Genomic DNA, 21,438 nt, shown 5'->3' on the forward strand with positions numbered 1-21,438 from the left:
GGTTCCCATCATTGGTTCCCATTATTGGTTCCCAGTTAAAACAAGCAGAAAACCTTATAGAATGGGGATTTTCAATCGGTTTCATATACATAATTTGAGTGGGAACTAATCAACGGGAACCAATAAATAATTATTACCAAATAGAAGCAGTCTGTTTTTAATCTAAATTCATACTCTACTGTCATTTAATTATCTTGAAGAAATGCCTGCATGACTTCATCTGACCAGGCTATCGTATAACCGGCTCGCGTGTTTTCGGGAGGATTTAAAAAACCATCATCTACAAGCTGCTGCATATATTCTAAAACCTTTTCTTTCCGGATCGAAAACACTTCACGCAGCTCCGAGCTCTTAGCGGATCGATGTTCGCAAATATAGCGTTTCATCTTTTGGAGAATTTCTGTTTGCTCATGTTCATGCTGTGCTTCAGCATCACGAACCAATGGTCTCATTTTCGCATCCTTATCGTATGGACCAATCACGTTATCATTTAGCATCCGTTCAATATGCCTTGTCGCTGCAGCATAACTTATTCGCAATTTCCTCTGTACTACCTCCATCGAAAATCCTCCGTGTTCGCGTACTATGGCAAGTACCTGCTCATATTCACTCTTCGGATGATCATCGGTATAGCTTGGCTGCTCGGTTTTATCAGCTTTCGGATCAGCTCCATCCGTCTCCTGGTCAGCTTCCCATGGCGGCTGATCCTCATTCGAGGTCGTTCCTGTTTCGCTGTCCTCTTCTGGCATCGTCCATTCGTTTTGCTTTCCAGTATCCTTTGACCAAAAAGTTTTTAATGCCTCAATTAACTCTGTTGCTTCATTATCAATCGCACTCGTTGCAGCTGATTGGAATCGTTGCAACGTCCCCCCTTGAATCATGCACACGCCATCCCCGTACCCTAGCAATGGAGGAGCTCCACGATCAAGTACCGTCCGATAATCAACCGCACTCTGCAGCCGGAAGGCCACCCGTGAAGGAAGATTTGCTTTAATCACACCCGTCACCACATTCACACTTGGTCGCTGCGTTCCTAAAACCAAGTGAATACCAGCGGCACGAGCCATTTGCGTAATCCGCTGTACACCGTCCTCTACCTCATCACCAGCTACCAACATGAGATCCGCATACTCATCGATAATGACCACGATATAGGGCAGCTGGTCTTGCTTCATCTTGCCATTGTAAGCCTCCAAATTACGTACGCCAGCTTCTGCAAACTTTTCATAGCGTTGATCCATCTCCATAATGACTTTATTAAAAGCGAGCATTGCTTTACGCATATCTGATACTGGCGGCACAAGCAAATGCGGCAGCCCTCGATAGACGGTAAACTCGACCTGTTTTGGATCAATGAGCAGCAATCGCAATTGCTTCGGTGATCGGGTGAGTAGTAACGAATTGATAAGTGTATTAATGCATACCGATTTACCCGAACCGGTTGCACCCGCGATAAGTAAATGCGGCATACGTGCTAAATCCTGAAGAATAGGCTTTCCAAGAATATCCTTACCGAAAATTACGGGCAAGGCTGCATCCTCAGCAAAAGCTATAAGTTCGTGTACCATATCCCGCATATAAACAAATGCACGGTCGGCTTGTGGCACGACAAAGGCTGCTGCACTTCTAAATTGCGGAGCAGACGTCACATCAAACCCCATATGGTGACCAATATGATTAGCAATATCTTCTTTCTTGCTAATTAATTTGGAGAGCTGCACTTTCGGCGGCAATTGAAAGGAAATCGCTTGAAGCGTCGGACCACTCTCTACTGCTAAAACATCAATTTCACCTTCCAACGGAATACCGGCCAGCTGCAGGGCATCAGAGATTAGCTGACCAGCCCCCTCAACTCGCAATATAGATGTAGAATGTGGTTTAGGATTAACCGGCAAATATGAAAAGGGAGCGATCAATGGACCATCCGATAAGGGATTAGTTGGAGCACTCATCAATTGGTTGGTTGAAACATCAGAAACACTTACGGGCTGTGACTCTACCTGCCCCTGAAGAGCGCTTACTGGCATCATGATCGGTCGTTCTCGTTGCTTCCATTCGCGATATCGCTCCAACCATCTAAGCCGGTTGCGCCATACATATTGCATGGCTGCAGGCAACGCTACAAACAAACCAAATAGCATAAGTACATAGCGGATGAGCTGCAGCGCAAATAGCGATATCACCTCTGGCACATTTAGAAATTGCAACGCAATACAAACCGCCAGCGTAATTCCGCATATGCGTGTTAGATATTGTGCAAAGCTTTCTTTTTCATTTGATTTCCCTTTCCCCCCACCCTCCATGAATGAATCAGCCTCCCTGCATCATCTGTTGTATAAAACTACGTACCCGTTCGCTTGTCCGATAAGCATTTTCTTGAATTAATGGCCACCATTCCGACGCCTCATGACTTGCAAAATCAAAAACATCATTTAAGTTCTTTACGACCATAAAAATCAAAAATAAACCGATTATGGTCCAAATCCATTTCGGTATGACAAAATTGTTCCCCTGCCGGTGTAGGAACCACAGTACCAGACCAATAAGGATTACAAGGGTGGACATAATAAATCACTCCTTCAAATTGAGCAGCACACTATAAAATTTGGTGACACCAATCCACCAGCCTGCATGCTCTGCGTAATAGCCTCGTGGGTTGTCCTTCGCGCTAAGCCATTCAATCGCATTACGATTGCTTGGCCGATCCTGCGAAAGCTTTACAATCGTCTTTGCAGCGATCAACGCAGATTGCTCTGTGGTGAGTGTCGCGCCTTTGCCGCTACACCAGCATCCAAATACATTCCAAGGGTTTTTAACGATCAGTTCTGCATGTTTTTTGGTGATCGGAACAAAGGATTGTTCTTGCCCTGTGATCGCAAGTAAAAGCATAGGATCGACGTTTTGCGCCTTTCCTGCCTGATCGATGGCACTTAAAATCGAGCGGTCAGCAAGCGCTGATTTTTTGCTCACTAAGAAGCGATTAGCCAGTGCAATATCGAGCGGACGATAAGACAATTCGCTTGATACTTGAATGACCGGCTGCACATAATCAAGTGGATTAGCTCGTTTATTATTGACACGCACTTCAAAGTGTAAATGAGGACCCGTCGAGCGCCCCACTTTACCTGCACCGATCCTGCCGATTCGCTGCCCTTTGTTTACGACGCTCCCTGGCTCTACATCCATTCGCGTATCCAAGTGTCCATAGATGCTCACCAGCCCCCCACCGTGATCAATATAGATCGCTTGTCCGAATGTACCCAGCGTTCCCGCAATGGTTACTGTGCCGGAAGCGATCGCATAGATCGGCTGCAGCTCTGTGTTCGCAGCACCATCAGCAATATCAATGCCGCCATGCGCTTCTGCGCCTTCGCCAATATCTCGTATACCAAAATACGACGTAATGCGCGTAATCGATGGCACCGGCCATTGATAATTGCTGCCGTCGGCATCGAGCTGGATCGGTCCCCAAGAACTTCCTAACGCTCCTTGGTTATTCAAACTCCCCTCCTCAGCAAATAAGAGAAAGGGGAGAACGGTGAGCAGCATAATAAGAACAATCAGAACAGCTAAAATTATAAGGACGACTGAAGCCGGTGTACCTAGCAGAAGAATTAACTTATAGATAGCACGGGCTTTCTTTACGGTTTGTACTGTATTGGTGATGGAACCTTGCATTTTCCCACCTACCCTGCCTGTTTAAGACCACGAGTCTTGTACAAAGCGCTCTCTTCAGGAGGTACCACCATGACCAGCTCATCATATTTTTTGTGATACTCCAGGATGTATTGATTGGTATCTTCGTTTTGTGATATGCGCTCCTGAATTTCCATCGGCACATTGGAGTGCTCAGCAAGCTTTCTAATCGCTGATTGCTCCATGTAGAAATAAACGCGAACACTCGTGTTTTCCCACATGCCCTCGCCCTCTGCTGTATCGAGCATAATCGCTGGCGTATTAGATCCAAGGATCATCATGCCGTTCCACTTCCGTATCGCTGTATACCAAGCAAAAATCTCGCGCCTCATTTCTGGATTTTTCGTTTGTCGCTGACCTTCATCCACTAGCACCGCTGAAAAATAAGCGCCTTCGAATTTCAACCATTGAATATTGGAGTTTACAACGTCAATGGCCATCGACATTTTAAGTTGCGATTGTTTGGCTAGTTCATCTTTATCGTCGCTATTATCCGTTTGACCCGTTCCGACTTTAATGACGGTAAGTTTTGTCTTTTGAAAGGTGATGGACTCTTCAATTTGAAAAATGCCATCATAAATGCCAATAAAGTAAATCTTGATGGCATCGTACAAGCTTTTAGCTGCCGGATTTTCTTTCTTCGCTTCCTCGGCTATCTCCTCAAAAGCACGATGAATGGTTGGTCGCGGACCCGTATATGGCGCATCCCACGTTTCTGGCTTCTCTTTCACAATGCCAGCTTTGTCGAACACACGTTTAATCGCTTCACCTGCCTCAAAAAGCTCTGCCTTAGCTAAGCCATCTGCAAGCAGCGAGAAGGCGCGAACACCATTATCAATGGCTTTCCCTCGCCTTGAACGATTAAAGTTAATGCAATCCAAATCCAATTCAGGTAGCGCAGGCATAATCGTAAGCGGCTCATAGTAGCGGCCTTGGTCTGCCGTATGATCGATATAAACCCCGCCTACATATTCGCAAAGATCGCGCCACTCGCCGTCTAGATCGAAAACAAATACATGTATGCCTTCCTCTAGCAACGAAACAACTAAGGCTTTTAAAAAGTAGGATTTACCTTGTCCTGTTTTACCGAAAACCGTAATATTTTGTGCTCTTGGATCATCGGGATCACAAATATTAATAAAGGTAAAAGAGCCGTCTTCTGTCCGTCTGCCGAAATAAGGACCTTGCCCATCACTAGATCCACTTCTTGTCATGGGATAGGTGCGCGCAGCTGCGGTATCCGTGGTCACATGGCCATAATGCTTTTTGTTAAAGAACTCGCTATTTGGCGTGTGGGGATCAAATATAGGACTCGTCTGCCTCAGCGCCTCCTGCTGCTCAAATGGCAGATTATCCAGTTTGCAATCTAGCTCATCAAACCAGAGTTTAAGTTTTACTTCGACTGCATGGAGCTGATGGCGCTTTGGAGCTGTAATCGTAAGATAGGTATAAACGTCAAGCAGTTTGCGATTGTCCTGCTGCTTCGCATCGCGTAAGGATAAAATCGTTTCTTTCGCTTGCACTTCCGCTTTTCTAGCTGGATCGTCTTCCTGCTGCTTGGCTATCGACACGGTTAGCCGGTTTAATTTATTTTTTAGTGATAGATTCCATGTCACATCGCTGGCTGCATAACGAATCGTTTTACGCAGCGTAGCGCCTTCCTTGCCCACCAGCTCATCGAGCTTGTCCAGGTAGCCGGTGAGCAGCACCGGTGGATATCCCTTAATCATCAGTACGCGCACAAAGTGGCCACTTTTATCGTCTTTACCATCAATAACATTGACTACGGTTTCTGATTTTTCTTTTCGCCAATTTTTAACTAGCCGCTTGGTTTCCGCTAACATGGGACTGCTCCTCCTCTACCTGGATAAAATGAACAACCGCTTTAGGATCTAAGACAAAAGGTCGGCCCTGGAAGAGCCACCGGCTTGCCTCTTGAAAATGCGGGAATGTAAGTGATACACGCTGGCCCCATTTCTCCTTAAGCAGCGTAGCCATATGACTTGTCATAGGTTCTTCACACTGGTTAAGCCATACCTCGCCATGCCAGCTCTCTGCCGCTTGCTCCCATTGCAGCCAGTGGTGATAATCACCATCTACAATCGCAACCGCTTGACCAAGCTTTAGCAGCTCTGCTCGTGAGGGGTGCGCAAAGGGAAGATCAACCAAGACCGGACCCTGTTCCGAAAGCTTGCGAAGAAGACGAATGGTTTCCTCAATGTGAGGACGCTGCTCTTCACTTGGCAGCCACAAGGTAAGCCCTGGTGCATTCCGTGACGTCCAAGCTTCCCATCCTGGCTCCGAGCTTGATACGCGCAGCGGATTGAGATACGTATGCGTACCACGATCCGGTGATAAGTCCACCACGTGTAGAATTACACCCTCACCGCTTTGCGCAACAGCCATATTGGCCGTTAAAAATGACTTCCCGCTAGAGGTGGGCGAAGTCAGAAACAAGATCCCCTGAAGAGCAGACATAAGTTGCTGTTCCTTCTCCTCTTCTTCACCCTGCAGGGTTAGATCCGATAGTGAATCTGCTATGTGTAATAAATCATCCAGGACTTCCTTCCTTGGTCTCCTCGATTTCAAACGCGCTAGAATGCGATGTAATGCATTGCCTGCCCAGCGTAAGCCATAGCCGACTTTTCTCGCCAGCGTAATAAGACCAGCCGTTATGACCGCTAAAACGCCTTTGCGAGGTGGGCTATCCGTTTGTTCCTTCTCTTCATGGTCAACCTCTTCTTCCTTGCTATCCTCCTTTGCTAACGATATAACAAGCTCTTCAGGCGCCTCTTGCTCCCAATTCCCCTCTGCTGCCATCCAACGCTCCCAGCTGATTGGATCTAACCAGCGGCCAATGAGCTCCGGCATGCTAAGCCCTGATAGAATCGTTACCTCGTGGCCTGATGCCGTTAGCGGATCTAATACACGCTGCAGCTTTTCGCGCAGCTCCGCGATCATGCGAAAGCGCTGGCGCTCTTCTTTGGTCATTTCGGTTGTTTCGTCATCACGTTCACGCGAATCGATTTGGTATTCCATGACGGATAAACGCAGCACATACACGCTCCGCTTTGCTTCACCGCTTTCAGCCATGTTCCGCCACATCGTTATACGGTTTTGCTTCAGAGCTGCCATACCTTCGGAAGCTACCGGTTTATTAGCTTTAGCTGTCCATAACTCGTGCTGATAGTCCGAAATCTGTTCAGAAGATATCGAAGCCTCAAAACGTTCGCTTGCGCATGCCCTTAAAAATTGTTCAAAGCCGTTAATTCGTTGTTTCTTTTGGTTGTAGACCGCGGTTTGCCATGGATCTGCTTGCAACGAAATGACCATATGCAACATTTTGCCGCTGCGATAAAACCAGCCATCACTCTCAGCACCAAGCAGCTGCTCCATCTCATCACCGGTGCCTGTATTTTTTTGCCGAATATACCGATAACGACGACGACGCCGATAAGACCATGAAAATAATCGTCCGAATATGGATAAGACAAAGATCAATAGCAGTCCAGGGATCTTAATCCAAAATGGCAAAGGCAATAAAAAAAGGAATCCGCCTCCGAAGAGCGTATTCCCCATTACCCAAGCGATATCATTAAACGTCAAACCCAGATACTGTATATCCTCTCGTATATCCCCTAAAAAATAAGCACTCAACAACTCATTTTCCTGTTCTTGCCGACTGAGATCCTCTGCCACCTATTTCCCTCCTTTCTTTTTACTTGTTCCTTCATGCTGCCGCAACATATCCGCTTGCAGCTTTTCAAAACTGCCCATATCCATCCCATTTAGCGGTTGTTGCCCATGATCTACTGGCATACCGTCTATAATGACCATGATTTTTCCGGACATGGTCCGCCAGAAAGGCAGCCTATTTTCCCGATATAGCTTATGGACTTCTTCTAGTCGTTTGGCTTGCGTTTCTCTTACCATAATGTAATTCTCTGTTACATTTGCCTCAAAACCAGCAAGTAAATCAGTATCACCGCTGGATCTCAATTGCTGCTCAAGATCTGCCAAATATTGCGATCCCCGCGGCAAATCAAAACGCACATAAGGTGTACTCTCCGTGCGAAGGTTTTGCAGCAATGGCAAAATTTCTGGCATATCAATCTCCGGAATCCATAGCTGTCCATTTACCAGCTTCAATTGCTTGACCCATGGATACTGTTTTCCCTTTTCACTCAGCTGGTTATAGGCCGATTGTGCTTCGGTTGTACTTAAATTGGTTTTTGTATAAACCGGCAGTTTCTCCGTTAAAGCATCAAGTGTTTCCCTACTTGCTTCAGACTTCGTAAAGCGGCGGATATCCTGCTTGTCACTATCAATAAAGACACCATTTTTGGTATAACCATGACTGGCTGCTGACTTGATCTGCGCATCCTGCAGCTCGCGCATAACAGGTCTTACCGTTTTCTCTACTAACAGCTCACCGGTGCCTGCGTTGTATGCTATACCCTTACCATACGTTTGTTCGAGATGACCGACTATTTTCTCCATGTCTCCTCGACTTTCTTGATCCACTCGAATGACGGCACCTGATACAAAGCCCTCCGGTTTTAGCTGATGTTCAAGTTCGTGCGCAGGGATATCTAGTAAATTCAAGCCATGATTCGTCACTTCTTGACCAGCTTCTTTCATAACCACGTTACCCGTTTTATGCTTCCACACGGCAGGCGCTTCGTATTTCACACCCTGCAATGCTTCAGAACCACCACCGGTCATGATTGATTTCATGATGGCTTTTTGCACATTTCGCTCTTGCATCCGTCTGCCAACATCGGCTACACGGTTACTTGACTGTGACCAGCTTAAACCTTTTCTTTGGAGCGCTTCTGAGCCAAATCGCTTACCCATTGCATTTAAAGCCATTGAGCTGCGATGACCAAACGTTCCTAACTTTTCGACGGCTTGACCACCATTGAGATGTACCGGCATTTTAGCCGCTAACCATACCGGACGGAGCCAAACAAAGAAGAGGAGCACAAACAACACAATGGCGGTGATCGGAGCAGCAATAGCAGGATGGATGCCAATGTCCGACATAAACCCAATATCCGCCCCAAAGTCTGTTTGCGCTTTAACAAAAATCGCCCAATACACAGCCATCAGGTAACCCGCAAACAAGGTTCGAGTATAAATGTTTATAAATCCTACCAGTGTTTCTAGCTTTCCGGAATACGCTGTATAAGCTATCCAGAGTCCTACAAAGATGGCCATGATAATGACAATAATACTTTTAAGCATCGACAGCACAAAGGATGGCACAATAATCCCCGATACATCAAAAAACAGTATAAAAATACCGCCTTCTGTTTCTGCCATTAATTGTCCGAGCGACATGCCGGCATACGCAGGATTCGTTATACTGTCGATGCCGATTACCAATGACTTTAGGATCTCTTCACCCGTTAAATTTTGATACGTAATGTCAGCCTTGCCGATAATGCCAGCGAGCGTCAATTGTGTGAGCCAGTTTAAACCCACGTTTATAAAATTCATAACCGATAGGCTTACACCGGCAGATATAAAGCTCCATAAAAATACTTTTAAGAGCTGACCCATCTCTTTTTTGCCCTTTATAATCTGGATGGATAGCATACCAATACCTACCAGTAGCGCAACTAAGCTAATGATGGAAATAATCGACCACCCTACAAATACTGCTTTGATATCAGCAATATGAGGGGTAAACAAGTAACTCTTTGCAAATGTCCCATATAACGGTGCAAGAAACTCATCCGTCCAGCCGATAACTACGCCATCGATAGCATCTTTAATTAGCTTACCCGACATGAGATCCTGAAACGTTTGGGTTATATCGCGGAACTGACTACCTAAGTCCGTCACCCATTCCGGTATATACCATTTATCATTGCTCTCTTTTGGCTCCTCCACTGCAGCAGCCAAATAGGTGTAAAAAACATCTTGCATCACATCGTCCACCCCATTTTCCCCAAAACATTAAAGATGCCCTCTAAGATAGCAAACATCCCTGAAGTGACGAAGAGCATAATAATAGCGAGCGCAATCCCCATCCGTTTCCAAAACTTTGAATCATTCAGATTGGCCTTCGCCAACTTCACCTGCCATAAGAAAAGGATCATTTTATACAGCCAGTAGACAAGGGCGATGGTGGATACGATAGTGGCAAAGGTGCCTGCAATGACAAGCACCCATTCCAGCGCCCCCAACTGATTGACATCAATAGCGTACATTTTCTTCATCTTCTTGAGATAAGCTTCCGACGTTTCCGATGCGAGATAACTAAGCATTACATACCGGAAGTAATATCTTGTGTGCTCGTCCAGTTATATACCTGCTCCAGAAAGTCTAGGAATAGACCGGAGAAGAAGAAGAAGATAATGAGGAATACAACGCCCGTTTCAATCCAAAACTTCTTATTACCCATACTTTCTTTTGCTTGTTTGACTTTTATGCCAAAACGGATAATATCGTATATGCTGTAAACCAATAGGAAGATAATCATAAACGTAATTGGGACCATCACGACATAAAACATGAAACCAAGCCCATCAAGCAGTTTCCAATCGAATTTGAAATACTTCTTTAGTTTTGTAATTGGATTACTCTCATCTGCCGCATAGGCCATCACCGGCATCATCCAAACCATAATCATCATAGGCAGCCATACCAACCATTTTTTAATCTTCATTGTTAAAAACACCTTCCGTTTGTAGGATTTTTATAGGACTATTGCTCATTTGATCTCTTTCAATCGAAATGTTTGTAGGAGTTTTATAGGATTGAAGATAAAAAAGCCTCCATTCGCCAATCTTCTGGCATTATAAAGACGATCCAGCAAACAATGCTAATTCCCCAACACAACCCCGACAATAACCGTTCACCGGTGCCTCCATTATCAAAAAGCCGTAAAGCCACATGTATTTTTTTTGAGATTAGAGAGCCAATCCCCTCACGTCCAAATAGATCACCGATCAGATGCGCCCACCAGCCCACGATAAGCCCCATGCTAATGGCCTGCACCATCCATAGATCGCTTTGCTGCCCAAAAGAAAAGGCTCCAATACTTAAGGCTAGCGCAAACTCTGGCGTATGAATGATCCCCCGATGCTTCACCATGGGAAGAATAAGTAATGCCCCGCCTGCAAAAGCTGTGATCCAGTGCCAATCATACATGGCATATGCCGCAAGTAATAAGGCTCCTACGCCAAGCAATACCAGGCTACGCAGCTTCGCAAGCAATAAGCATAAAACGCCTGCAGCAGCCCAAAGCGGTGCACTCATTGCCCATACGTTGTCTAGGTCGAGTCCAAGTCTAGGGAGTCCCCATATGGCAGCCGCGATTAACAAAAGTAGCAAACCAAGTGATTGAGCCATTCTTCGGTTTTGTGTAGAGAGCTGAATGAGGTTACTAGCCGTACTGGTCTTATGATCTAAATCCGGTGCCAGGCTCCCTACCGCAACAGCTAAAATGTAGACTATGGGCGATGCCATATGTCCGTCCATTTGTGGCAAGAGTGAAAGCAGGCCCGATCCAACGGCCACACCTAGTGCCACATGTCCTGCTTTGTTCATTGTTTTCACCCCCTCTCTCGATTTTTTCACATAAAAAAACGATTCACCCAGGTATGGTGAATCGCTTATTTTACTGCTTGAAGTGGTTGAGAGCTGATTGTTTTCCCTTCAATAACACGGCTTGGCATGCCTAGGTAATAGCCCTGGACGTACCGGACACCACAGGTATGAAGCAATTGCAATTGCTCCTCTGATTCCACACCTTCGATAATGAGCTTAGTATGCAAGAGCTCACATAACTCTAGCATGTATCTTATGATAAGAGGCACTTGAGGTTCAGCATATGCCGCTATAAACGCCTTGTCTAGTTTGATCCATGATGGTCGAAATGTCGTAGACAGCAGCCGATCTAAGTTGGCATTTCGTTTGCCAAAGTCATCATAGGCCATGGTATATCCTTTCAAGGCCAATTGCTGCAGCTGCCTTTTTATACGCGCACTGTAGATCGTGCTCTCCATGATTTCCAGTACCAGTTGATTGGCAAGGCCTTCAGGTAATGACACGCCTGCTAATAACGTTTTAGGATGTACATTTAAAAATAGCAATTGCTGCGGTTGGAGCCTTGGTAAAGCTTCCGCGATAGCTGTATGCATGAGCTCACGATCAAAACGTGCGATTTGTCCAGCATAACGTTTGAAGAGCTCAGCTGGACTCTCTCCCCTAGATCCACTCACAAAGCTCTCATACCCAATAACCTCCTGTCCTCGCGAAATATCCACTATGGGTTGGTAACGTAAGATATAGCTCACTCATTTCCCTCCTAACGCTTTATAAATCGTCCAAAGAAACCTGCTGGCTTTCGTGTAGTGATATTTAGAATCCGCTCGATCACCTGCTCTGCTTCTTCCGACAACTGGTAGGGATCGCAAGTTGGTAAGGACATGACATGTCTTCCAGCCAAGGTTTCCGCTATTTCATCCCTGGCATCTTCCGAAGCCATAGGCAATACGACTCGCCACTTTTCTTGTGGCTTATGAATATGTTTGCGGCAAAGCTGCACCAGCTCACGTTGCCGCCAGCTGCTACCGGACCCGACCAAGACCGGAATCGTTGCCCGAAAGAAAAGACTCGTATGTTCACTCGTATTAATATTGCCCAGATCAACGATTAAATAGCGAAATTGCTCAGCGTAAGACTCTACCCAATCCATGTCTACTGTGCTTTTAAAGTAAGTCACTTTATCCATTTCAAAGCGTGGCTTAGTATTGACTACCCCATTGTGATTAAAAGCAAGAAATTCGAAACAGGGGTTGCGACCAGCCTCCCAAATGGCCACTTTACCATCGCCCTGTTTAGCTAGGTAGTTCGCAAGCGCAAAAGATAGATGTGTACTTCCAGCCCCATCAAAAGCCCCTGCTACGGCAATTAGTATGGTTGGTTGATCATACGTTTGCGATACTACCTTTTCTTGGCTATCCGCTAATTGTGTCTCCGGCAGCGGAGCATCGAGCGTAAGATTCAAATGTCTCTCCCAATTGGTTTCTGGCCAAACCCAAGCAATCCCTTGCGAGGTCCAGTGACGTGCATGTTGATGAGAATGCTCTTTGACCACAATAGCAATGGGGATATTGGGTGCGAACAAACTCAAACGTTCAATCAATCCAGCATGCTCCTCCGGCATGACAATAAGGGTAACCGTCATTTTTAGGAGCATGCCTTCCATTTCTTTTTGATCATTACATACATGCAGCCGGTACGCTGGCGGCGGTATCTCTTTTACTTCTAAATTGTAAATCAAGACATGCAATCCTCTGTCACCTCCATAAACGAGTAAAAGCCGCCAGCTCATGTCTGACGGCCTTTCGCTTCTCATTTTTCTACTCTTTCAGTATATCTAATTTTCTCATTGTCATCGTTTGCATTTCGTATGCAAAAAGTATGATATTTAAAGAAAACATGGATTGATGTAGCTTTATAATAAAGTTTAATAATTTTAAAGCTACTTTTTTCGTTAAGGAGACCAAATATTTTTAAAATAAGTTTTGATAAAAACTGAACTTTACGACGAAAGGTTTCCATCAGGCATCCCTTTTGTTCTTCAACTATCGTTTCCCGTTAGTTCAATCATCAGTAGCAAATAGCTTTAGGAAGTCGTGCTAACTAATGCTGAACTTTGCAATTTTCTCGTCCAGTATCGCCTTCTGTCGCAAATGGTGCCTGCTATGCATGCCAACCATCTCAAACCAATCACGCGCGTTCAGCCACCCAAACCAACCATGACGCACCTTGCAAGCCGGATTCGCCTCATTTACGCAACTCGCCCAGTATGCCAATTTCTCTAGTACTTGCTCCAAGCCAACTTTGATTTCATCCTTGCTACTGGGGTTTCTTGTCGCGTTGGGTGGTTGCTCAAGCTTCACACGGATATTGGGCCACTCTTTTTGGGCAAACGCCTTCGTTCCGTCTTCGGTCTTGCCTTTAGGCTCTACGTGCTTTGCCTTGATACAGGATTCAATATGCCCAATGTACTCTTCCGCCACTTCGATCACGTGAATATACATTTACCCGATCGACCATACGTTTTCATTGCATTTAAACCTCAACTGCTCCATCGAATACCTGTCCAAATTCCACATATATTGCTCGATAATAGTAGAAGAATCGTTCAACATCCTGATCCTCTCCCGCTAATCTCAATTAATTACAGCACCTGCGCAATCTCCCACACATGCCCGTCCGGATCGGCAAAACAAGCCGTCCGCCGCCCCCAGGGGCGCGTTACCGGTCCATTCAATAGCTTAACACCACGAATTACAAGCTCATCGCATACCTGATCAACATCGGGTACTTGGATCGTGAACTGAAACCGAGCGCCATCACCATTATGACCTACTCGTACCGGCTCAATTAACTCGCGGGCATTTGTTTGATTTAACAGATTAATGCTTGTATTGCCATAATCGAACACCGCACAATTTTCATCTTCATACATGATCGCAAGTTTAAACGACTCTTGATAGAATATCTTCGACCGTTTCAAATCTTCCACAAATAATGTGATTTCGGTAATTTTGTTTGTCCATTCAGTTGTCGCCATCCGTAATCAACCTCTTTTCCATTTTTCAGCAATTTTATTTACGAATTGCCGTCTCCCATTCTTTTTCCATCCTGAGTCGAGTTAATTATAGGATACCTCAATATAATAGAACAAGTGTTCCGTACAGTAAACGAATTCTTTTGAATAATTTTCTATATTATTCTGCCCGTTAGTTTAGAACGTGTGGATTACTCAACTGTGCTCCTCAATCAATGAGATTTTCCTTCCTTAATCTCGAAAACTCCGTCGCATAATACGCCATGGCGATGGCCGGTAAGGCGATTCCGATCAGCAGTGCCGCCTCCCAGCCCCCCGTTGCGTATGCCCATCCCCCTGCCGCTGAGCCCATAGCGCCCCCTAAAAAGAAAATGGCCATATACAAACCGTTAAGCCTACTGCGAAATTCCGCTCCTAAAGAGAAAATCACCCGCTGCCCGAGAACCATGTTGGCGGTAACCCCCATGTCAAGTAAAATCGCCGCAACTACGAGGATGGGGACTGCGAGTGCAGAACTTGTTGGAACGAGCAAGGGAAGCAGCCCGGAAAAGATGACGATGGCCAATGCCCATCCCGTAGCCGGGCGAACCCATCCACGGTCTGCCATACGGCCCGCCGCTGGCGCCACAATTGCCCCCATTACCCCGACTAATGCGAACAGAGCGACCTCATTCTGAGTGAAATGGAACGGCGGACTTGTCAATACCAACGGAACTGTAGTCCAAAACAAACTGAACGTTCCGAATACACAAGCATGATAAATTGCCCTCCGGCGCAATGCCGGTGTCGCCTTCAGCAGATGCAGCATGGAGTACAGCAGCGCCGGGTAAGCTTTAGTGGTCGAAGGCTTCCTTGCGGGTAGTGCCTTTGCCAATACAAGAGCCAGCGCGAAAATCAATGCTGCGGAGATGAAATATATGGCGCGCCAGCCCATATACTCCGCCACCAAGCTTGAAATGGGACGCGCGAGCATAATCCCCAGAAGTAGCCCGCTCATGACGTTGCCCACATTGCGACCGCGCTCGGCTTCAGGCGAAAGATGAGCCGCATACGGTACAAGGATTTGTGCTGCTACGGAACCTACTCCGATCACGAGTGAGGCGGTGAGGAACAGGATGGCGCTTTTGATTACAGCGGCAATTGTCAAAACGGCAGCTGTAAGGAGCAATGATGAAAGGATCAACTTACGATTTTCCAAGATGTCTCCCAACGGTACGATAAATAACAAGCCAATCCCGTAGCCGACTTGAGTCAACGTAACGATGAGTGCCGCAGCCCCGGAAGAGAGCCCGATGGTCGAACCGATTGAGCCTATCAATGGTTGAGCATAATAAAGATTTGCCGCTATGATACCGCAAGCGGCTGCCAGGATAAAAATCAGCGATGGCGAAACCGGTTTTTCCGTTGGAATGGAAGCTGAATGCATAGAAAGTCCCCTTTGCTCACCAGAAATTTTCTGGAACAATCGTTCCGGAATGCGCAAAAAAATGTCTTATATCATTTCCATCACCATGTCTATCATCTGCTGCATCTTGATGCGGTCACCCTGCACCTTCGCAACGATATTTATACTATGATTCAGGTTTGAGAGCAGATAAGATAAAGTCTTGATATCTTTCTCAGGCATGATTTCTCCCGTCTCCTGACCTTTGCGCAGCAGCTCGTAGAAGGATTTCTCCAACTCGTAAAACCGCTCCCGGATCAACGCATTCAGTTGCTCATCTGGCGAATCCATGCCGACTGCCGCATTAGTAATGAGACAGCCCTTCGGCGACTCGCCGTCCAAGGCGGAATCGATGTGTATCTCGAAGTACTGCCGGATTCCCGATTTTGCGGATGTCGCATTGACGAGGATGTCCCGTTTGGCTTGCTTCCACTTCTTGTACCAGTTGATCGCCTCGATATAAAGCGTTTGTTTGTCTCCGAACGTTTCGTACAGACTTGATCTGCTAAGATTCATAGCTTCCAGCAAATCGGGAATGCTTGCCGCTTCGTAGCCCTTCTTCCAAAAAACGAGCATCGCTTTATGAAGCACCGCTTCTTTATCAAACTCTTTGTAGCGTCCCATGGTTCTCCCTCCGTTTCCGTAGGTACAGTATATTCTTTTTCGGAATGATCAGTCCAGTATTTTCTGCAGATATGAAAGTTAGCTCAGACTGGGATAAGATGGAATACAGACTTTTATGTGAAATTAGTGGACCTCTGCTATTCGTGAGAAACCTGCATCGTACCGAGGGAGTTTAATGAAGCACCATTTTTGTAATCTACACCGAAATTTTATCGATCTTTGTTCCAAATTATCAAAACTTGTTTTAAGTCTACGATTGATGATGAARACGTTTATAACCTTTAACGATTACAAGATTAAACGATTACGATTTAACGCACCTTAACAACAGCGCAGCATTTACGAGACTTTGCCGAATAAAAACGAACCTATTTTTATTTTACCGAATATAAACCGACTATTTCTAAAAAACAGCTTATAAAAACGGAAAATTTTTAAATAATAGAGTTTAACTTTCTTGTTTTTGCATACCTAAATTCCACTGGCTAGTTCAACGCTTTTTTTATCTGTTTATTTTCGAAAATGCTCTTACAAAAAATTCATCATTCAAAACTGTCATTACTTGGGTGAGAAATCATGTGTTAAGGACGATTACAGAAAATGATTAGGTGAGTTTTATTGCGAGAATGAATAGTTTTGAAGGGAACGATAACGGATTGGGAAATGCGAAAGAGCCCTTATCCTAGAGTCTAGGGCTGAGGGCTAAGCTTGCATTGTTTTTAAATATGTAGCGAGGCAAAAATCCTGCGGCGGATCAGGTATAGGCTTCCATGTAGGAAGTTTGTCCATTTCCCAAGCCATCCATTGCATCAATGACTCTGAGGATTCGCCTTCACGCATACGATAACCGGCATCCATAATCATATCCTTAAAGGCGGTAGGATCGATGCGCTTGGCCAGTGCCATCGTCCGGAATGTATGTAGATCCACATTCAACTCCAGCTCTTCAGCAGCCAAGGTCGACAACTTATAGTCTAGTGTATTAAACGCGCCTGGTAGGGCATGCTGTTGTTCCAGTGTTAGTAAAGCGCGGCGGCATAACTTTCTAAATCCTGGCTTCATAAAACCATTCAGCTTGAGTACAAAATCTTCTCGCTTGCGTTCCTTCACAAATCTTATGATACCTGTCTCTTTGGTAATGGCCAGTAGTGCAGCTGCCCCTTTATCTCGCATTTCAAGTCGTATGCGATCTATTGCCTTCTCTGGATGCTCACCATCCATATCAAAGCTTTCTTTAATGCGAGCCATAACGTATCGCAGTACACTTTGGCTTTTATCCTTCAGCATCGCAGCAAGCTGCAGCAAACCTTGTCCATTTTGCCAATCCAGGATTGATTCACAACCAATAGCCACTAAATAGCCCTTTATTTGGGCAATCAAGCGGCGGTAGCTTTTTTTGGCAGGAAAAATAGAGCGATAATGCATGCCGGTGATATGCCTTGGCATGAGTGCCGCATTCACCTGAAATACTGCTTTTGGTTCACCGAATAAGTTACGTTCCACTCGTGCAATTGAAAACAATGCCTGACCATCTATAACCATAGTTGATCCCAGCTGCTCTAATACCTTCCGAATATGACTGTTATCCTCACGATGTATGAGCTGCCCAAGCTTAGAGAAATTAAGCTGCAGCAATTTACGTCTCTCATCTCCTTGTTGGCCACAACCATAGATATAAAGCTTCTGAACCGCTATAGACAGCGATGTAAAAGCCTTTCTCGTTACTAGTGAAGGCAGCAAAATAAATCGCCCTAACTGACCGTCAGGCTCTAAATACGAGGGCAGGCTAATGGATAGCGTACCCATATACTTTTCTTTTGTTTCAAGTATGAGCTTATGCAAAACAAATTTATGATAGGATGCATAAAACTGATCTTTGTTTACGGGGACTTCAAAGAGTTCCTTCAGCTTTAAGTAGATAATATGACGATTGATGTACGTGGAAATACCTACTGTCTGAATGCCTACCTGAAGCGTCATTGCAAGCTGCAAATCTGCTTTAGTGAGATGATGCATGAGTCTTGCTCGTCCACTCGGAGAACGAAACGTCTGACGTGCTTCGAATCCTTCTTCAATAGCAAATAAAGCTTGTAAAAAACGGTAGCTGAACTTAATAGGTGTGTTAGTTTGAAGTGGCTGGATGATTGATTTATGTTCGTTCAGCATAGGTTTTCTCCTTTCTTGATGAGGTGATTCTATATAATTTTCAAACTGGTAGCTATTTTACATAAGGCATTGTGCTTTAGCTGAAAATATTTTTGACGGTTATAACGCATTTGTTCCAGCAACTCATAATCATATGGTTTGTACCGAACTAAATAGCGTTTTTCTATTAATTCACTTTGCTCCGATGATAAACGGGATAATGCTCGGTCCATCTCTTCTATTTCAATGTCTAGATCTGCAATTTCCTGTGCCTTGCTTGTCATCCGCTGTTCTTTTCGAATGTACTCCGCCTCGATAGGACTTGCAGGGCCACCGCCACCGCTCATGCCACTGTAGGAAGCGGTCATGGCTGGCAAAGCTAGTTGAGATTGCATAGTTTCTAAATCGAGCTCTAATTTGCGTTTGCGCTTTGTATTTAAAAAATACTGTTCAAGCAGCTCCTCCACGAGAGGAACATATTCTTCTTTTTTAGTCTGTGGTATGTTTAGCTCAATAGATGCGATATTTTGTTCGGTTACTGATATTTTTCTCCGCATGATCGTCGTTCTCTCCTTTCGCTTAACAGGGACAACATATAGGTCATCTAAAGGTAATAAGGTTTGTTCAAATTGTTGGCTACAATAATCGCAGTAATAAAGTCCCTCGTCTATTGGATGGCATAGTCTATCGCAATGTATGCAAATCAAGATTTGTCACTCCCTCCGTTGTTGGTTGCCATCTTCAGGCGAGGTAACCAATCTCCTCGCGACGCCTGTTAAAGCCAGGCGTTTCGGCTCTTGTGTACATTATTAAGCGTAACGTTTTTTAATATCATCCCAATGATCCGCTACCTTCCGTAGTGTCGCTTTTGCTTCTTTCGCATGAGCAGCTGCTGCATTAAAACGCTTAATATCCAAAAACTCAGATACATTCGTCTCTTTGATTTGTTCCATAACCTGTGGATCAAGCGCATCCAATTCCCAGCATTCATAACCAAACTCCGATATATAGCTCGTAGCTCGCGTGTCTGTAAGCTTAGTTGGGTTGGGAGGCGGTAGATATTGTTCAATTTGATCCATATTTAAAGCTACTCGTCGCACTAATGGAAAGGATTCAAATATATTTAATCGCGCTTCGATATCGCGGGTCATGTCAATTCCACTAGGATCATGATCTCCCAAATGGATAATTACCGTTTCTTTACCTTCATCTTATTTTCGGACTAGCCGCTGTGCTGCGACCCACATTTCCGTTTGGCTTACATAACCACGACATGAGAAGTATGAAATATCTAATTGATCGCAAATCGTACCAACCACACCAACGAGGGCATCTTTCTCAACCCAAACCTCGACATGATAGTCCTGGTCGACCCATTTATCATAAGCAAAGCTACTTGCTGCGGAGTACATAATATCCCCTGGTGTATTCCAATGGCTATTCCCTTTCAAATTTCGTGTTCGATCCTCTATCGCATCCCAATCAATCAGACCTGAGATTCGAGCATCCGATACGAGCGTTCCCAAATTTTTATAGCTGCGCTCAGTATTCGGTATGATATCTCGTGCGACCAGTTGATAATAAACTTGTCTAAGTGACAACGAGTATCCTCTAGAGATATATTCATCAATAATTCCGTTGACCTTGTGAATCAGTGCTAAGTTTTCACGACGAAATTTAATTTCCCGATTACAGATTTTCATAATATCCTCCCATCCTTATTAAATCCTGCAGAATTTCTAGAATAAGTGCTACTGGCCAACCGGTTAGTGGTAGAGAGTAATTGACGAATCAATTTCCTCTCTCCCTCAACAGATTGCAAAAGATTCTGCAAATCTACTTTCAAGTCATGAATTTGCTCAAATGCATCAACCTGCAAGCTATTTTGCATGCGAGGTTTCACCTCTATGACAATGCCCTCTATAAATCCATTTCCCATCAACTTTGGCTATCGTGGCGTAAGTAGCCCTTCCCCCAACGTGGCTATGAGGTTCACCGATTTGGACGAGAGAAGAAGTCCAGGATGCTGGAGGTAACACGTTCAAAAAATAATCGTAAAACTCCTCATCAACCTCATCACCAATTTTCAAGAAATCATCCATATTGCCCTTCCAATCCTCATACTTCTTCATAGAAATCCCCTCACTTTGCTTGTAATTTCAACCTACCATTATCAAGTGAGAGCGGTTATCTTCTCACGACGCCTGGAACGAGCGTTTCGGCTAAATCAAATGCTTCGTATTTTCTTAGATAACGATTACGATAGTAATCAATAAGGCCCTTTCTCTTAAGATACTCATATTTTGATCGAATCACTGACTCCGTGCGACCTAAGCCAAAAGCCAAAGTTCGATTTTTATCGATCCCATAAAACATACATAAATATTCCAAATCTTCATTTGAGAATTTTAATCCGTGATTCAAATGAAAGTCAGGATGATATGTCATCCGATAATGTTTGTCATATGTAATGCCATCGATAAGATCCATTTCTGAATTAGATTTTAACTTAGCAACCCCCATCCATTTTGCCTCCAATCTAGCCTGCCATCTTCAGGCGAGGAATGGCTATTTACCTCGCGACGCCCCATGCTGGGCGTTTCGGCTATGTCATAATAAAAAATCCTTGGTTGATTTTCTCCAACTCTTCATCCGTTGCCAGCTGCACGATATAAGCTTTTTCAGCCAGATATAGTACGATTTTTTCTCCTTCAACAAGCTGTTTTAAATCTTGTTGATAAGGGAAACCAGTAGCTTCCATCTGCCTTACCTCCTCTCCTTTTGCATCGCTAAATTAATAAGCTCGTCCAGTTCCTGACTCGCCTTTACCACATCTGGATGTACGAGATTATTGTTATTTTGATTAGCTGCTAATTGCATCATGAGTCGCTTTTGCTCAATGATTTTATCAAGCCCATCCCTCTGCACATCCATC

23 protein-coding genes are annotated in these 21,438 nt (G+C 44.8%); all 23 read right to left on the reverse strand.

Annotated features, from left to right (window positions below):
- Window positions 1-185: 185 nt before the first annotated feature.
- The 23 genes from AC1DPK_RS29295 to AC1DPK_RS29405 all read right to left on the reverse strand — a co-directional run bounded on the left by AC1DPK_RS29295 (window position 186) and on the right by AC1DPK_RS29405 (window position 21,431).
- Window positions 186-2,303: an FtsK/SpoIIIE domain-containing protein gene (locus AC1DPK_RS29295; RefSeq protein WP_477512449.1), complete on the reverse strand. Its 2,118-nt coding sequence runs from the start codon at window positions 2,301-2,303 to the stop codon at window positions 186-188.
- Between the two features lie 7 nt (window positions 2,304-2,310).
- Window positions 2,311-2,565: a hypothetical protein gene (locus tag AC1DPK_RS29300; protein ID WP_441883466.1), complete on the reverse strand. Its 255-nt coding sequence runs from the start codon at window positions 2,563-2,565 to the stop codon at window positions 2,311-2,313.
- Between the two features lie 6 nt (window positions 2,566-2,571).
- The gene (locus AC1DPK_RS29305) at window positions 2,572-3,678 is read right to left on the reverse strand and encodes a M23 family metallopeptidase (RefSeq protein ID WP_441883464.1); all 1,107 of its coding nucleotides are present in this window, start codon (window positions 3,676-3,678) and stop codon (window positions 2,572-2,574) included.
- An 8-nt stretch (window positions 3,679-3,686) separates the two neighbouring features.
- On the reverse strand, window positions 3,687-5,540 hold the full coding sequence (locus tag AC1DPK_RS29310; RefSeq protein WP_441883462.1) for a helicase HerA domain-containing protein: 1,854 nt from the start codon (window positions 5,538-5,540) through the stop codon (window positions 3,687-3,689).
- Window positions 5,512-7,395, reverse strand: a complete 1,884-nt coding sequence (locus AC1DPK_RS29315) for a hypothetical protein (RefSeq protein WP_441883460.1) — start codon at window positions 7,393-7,395, stop codon at window positions 5,512-5,514. The genes AC1DPK_RS29310 and AC1DPK_RS29315 overlap by 29 nt, the downstream gene beginning before the upstream one ends.
- Window positions 7,396-9,630: an MFS transporter gene (locus AC1DPK_RS29320; protein WP_441883458.1), complete on the reverse strand. Its 2,235-nt coding sequence runs from the start codon at window positions 9,628-9,630 to the stop codon at window positions 7,396-7,398.
- Window positions 9,630-9,914 carry a hypothetical protein gene (locus AC1DPK_RS29325; protein ID WP_477512450.1) on the reverse strand — a complete coding sequence of 95 codons (285 nt, stop codon included), beginning with the start codon at window positions 9,912-9,914 and terminating at the stop codon, window positions 9,630-9,632. The genes AC1DPK_RS29320 and AC1DPK_RS29325 overlap by 1 nt, the downstream gene beginning before the upstream one ends.
- A 56-nt stretch (window positions 9,915-9,970) precedes the next feature.
- A complete protein-coding gene (locus AC1DPK_RS29330; RefSeq protein ID WP_076269575.1) occupies window positions 9,971-10,372 on the reverse strand; it encodes a hypothetical protein in 402 nt (133 codons plus the stop codon).
- Between the two features lie 83 nt (window positions 10,373-10,455).
- A complete protein-coding gene (locus tag AC1DPK_RS29335) occupies window positions 10,456-11,256 on the reverse strand; it encodes a metal-dependent hydrolase (protein WP_441883454.1) in 801 nt (266 codons plus the stop codon).
- A gap of 65 nt (window positions 11,257-11,321) precedes the next feature.
- Complete coding sequence (locus AC1DPK_RS29340) at window positions 11,322-12,005, reverse strand: EAL domain-containing protein (protein ID WP_441883452.1); 684 nt, start codon at window positions 12,003-12,005, stop codon at window positions 11,322-11,324.
- An 11-nt stretch (window positions 12,006-12,016) separates the two neighbouring features.
- Window positions 12,017-13,069, reverse strand: a complete 1,053-nt coding sequence (locus AC1DPK_RS29345) for a CpaE/TadZ family protein (protein ID WP_441883450.1) — start codon at window positions 13,067-13,069, stop codon at window positions 12,017-12,019.
- A 283-nt stretch (window positions 13,070-13,352) separates the two neighbouring features.
- Window positions 13,353-13,736, reverse strand: coding sequence for a DinB family protein (locus AC1DPK_RS29350; RefSeq protein WP_477512451.1), 384 nt, complete (start codon window positions 13,734-13,736; stop codon window positions 13,353-13,355).
- A gap of 161 nt (window positions 13,737-13,897) precedes the next feature.
- Window positions 13,898-14,293 carry a VOC family protein gene (locus tag AC1DPK_RS29355; protein ID WP_441883446.1) on the reverse strand — a complete coding sequence of 132 codons (396 nt, stop codon included), beginning with the start codon at window positions 14,291-14,293 and terminating at the stop codon, window positions 13,898-13,900.
- Window positions 14,294-14,498: 205 nt separating this feature from the next.
- Window positions 14,499-15,716, reverse strand: a complete 1,218-nt coding sequence (locus AC1DPK_RS29360; protein WP_477512452.1) for an MFS transporter — start codon at window positions 15,714-15,716, stop codon at window positions 14,499-14,501.
- Between the two features lie 66 nt (window positions 15,717-15,782).
- Entirely contained in the window at window positions 15,783-16,358 is a 576-nt protein-coding gene (locus AC1DPK_RS29365; RefSeq protein ID WP_441883444.1) for a TetR/AcrR family transcriptional regulator, read from the reverse strand.
- Between the two features lie 702 nt (window positions 16,359-17,060).
- Window positions 17,061-18,524: a hypothetical protein gene (locus AC1DPK_RS29370; protein ID WP_441883442.1), complete on the reverse strand. Its 1,464-nt coding sequence runs from the start codon at window positions 18,522-18,524 to the stop codon at window positions 17,061-17,063.
- Window positions 18,525-18,553: 29 nt separating this feature from the next.
- Complete coding sequence (locus tag AC1DPK_RS29375; protein ID WP_477512453.1) at window positions 18,554-19,060, reverse strand: ArpU family phage packaging/lysis transcriptional regulator; 507 nt, start codon at window positions 19,058-19,060, stop codon at window positions 18,554-18,556.
- 252 nt (window positions 19,061-19,312) lie between these two features.
- A complete protein-coding gene (locus AC1DPK_RS29380; protein WP_477512454.1) occupies window positions 19,313-19,582 on the reverse strand; it encodes a hypothetical protein in 270 nt (89 codons plus the stop codon).
- Between the two features lie 132 nt (window positions 19,583-19,714).
- Window positions 19,715-20,206: a hypothetical protein gene (locus AC1DPK_RS29385; protein WP_441883437.1), complete on the reverse strand. Its 492-nt coding sequence runs from the start codon at window positions 20,204-20,206 to the stop codon at window positions 19,715-19,717.
- Window positions 20,207-20,383: 177 nt separating this feature from the next.
- A complete protein-coding gene (locus tag AC1DPK_RS29390; RefSeq protein ID WP_441883435.1) occupies window positions 20,384-20,635 on the reverse strand; it encodes a hypothetical protein in 252 nt (83 codons plus the stop codon).
- 55 nt (window positions 20,636-20,690) lie between these two features.
- The gene (locus AC1DPK_RS29395; protein ID WP_441883433.1) at window positions 20,691-21,026 is read right to left on the reverse strand and encodes a hypothetical protein; all 336 of its coding nucleotides are present in this window, start codon (window positions 21,024-21,026) and stop codon (window positions 20,691-20,693) included.
- 82 nt (window positions 21,027-21,108) lie between these two features.
- Window positions 21,109-21,264, reverse strand: coding sequence for a hypothetical protein (locus AC1DPK_RS29400; RefSeq protein ID WP_441883431.1), 156 nt, complete (start codon window positions 21,262-21,264; stop codon window positions 21,109-21,111).
- A gap of 5 nt (window positions 21,265-21,269) precedes the next feature.
- Window positions 21,270-21,431 (reverse strand): aspartyl-phosphate phosphatase Spo0E family protein, encoded by a 162-nt coding sequence (locus tag AC1DPK_RS29405; protein WP_441883429.1) that lies wholly within the window; start codon window positions 21,429-21,431, stop codon window positions 21,270-21,272.
- Window positions 21,432-21,438 lie beyond the last annotated feature (7 nt).

The sequence above is a fragment of the Paenibacillus sp. 01T424 genome (assembly GCF_056398745.1).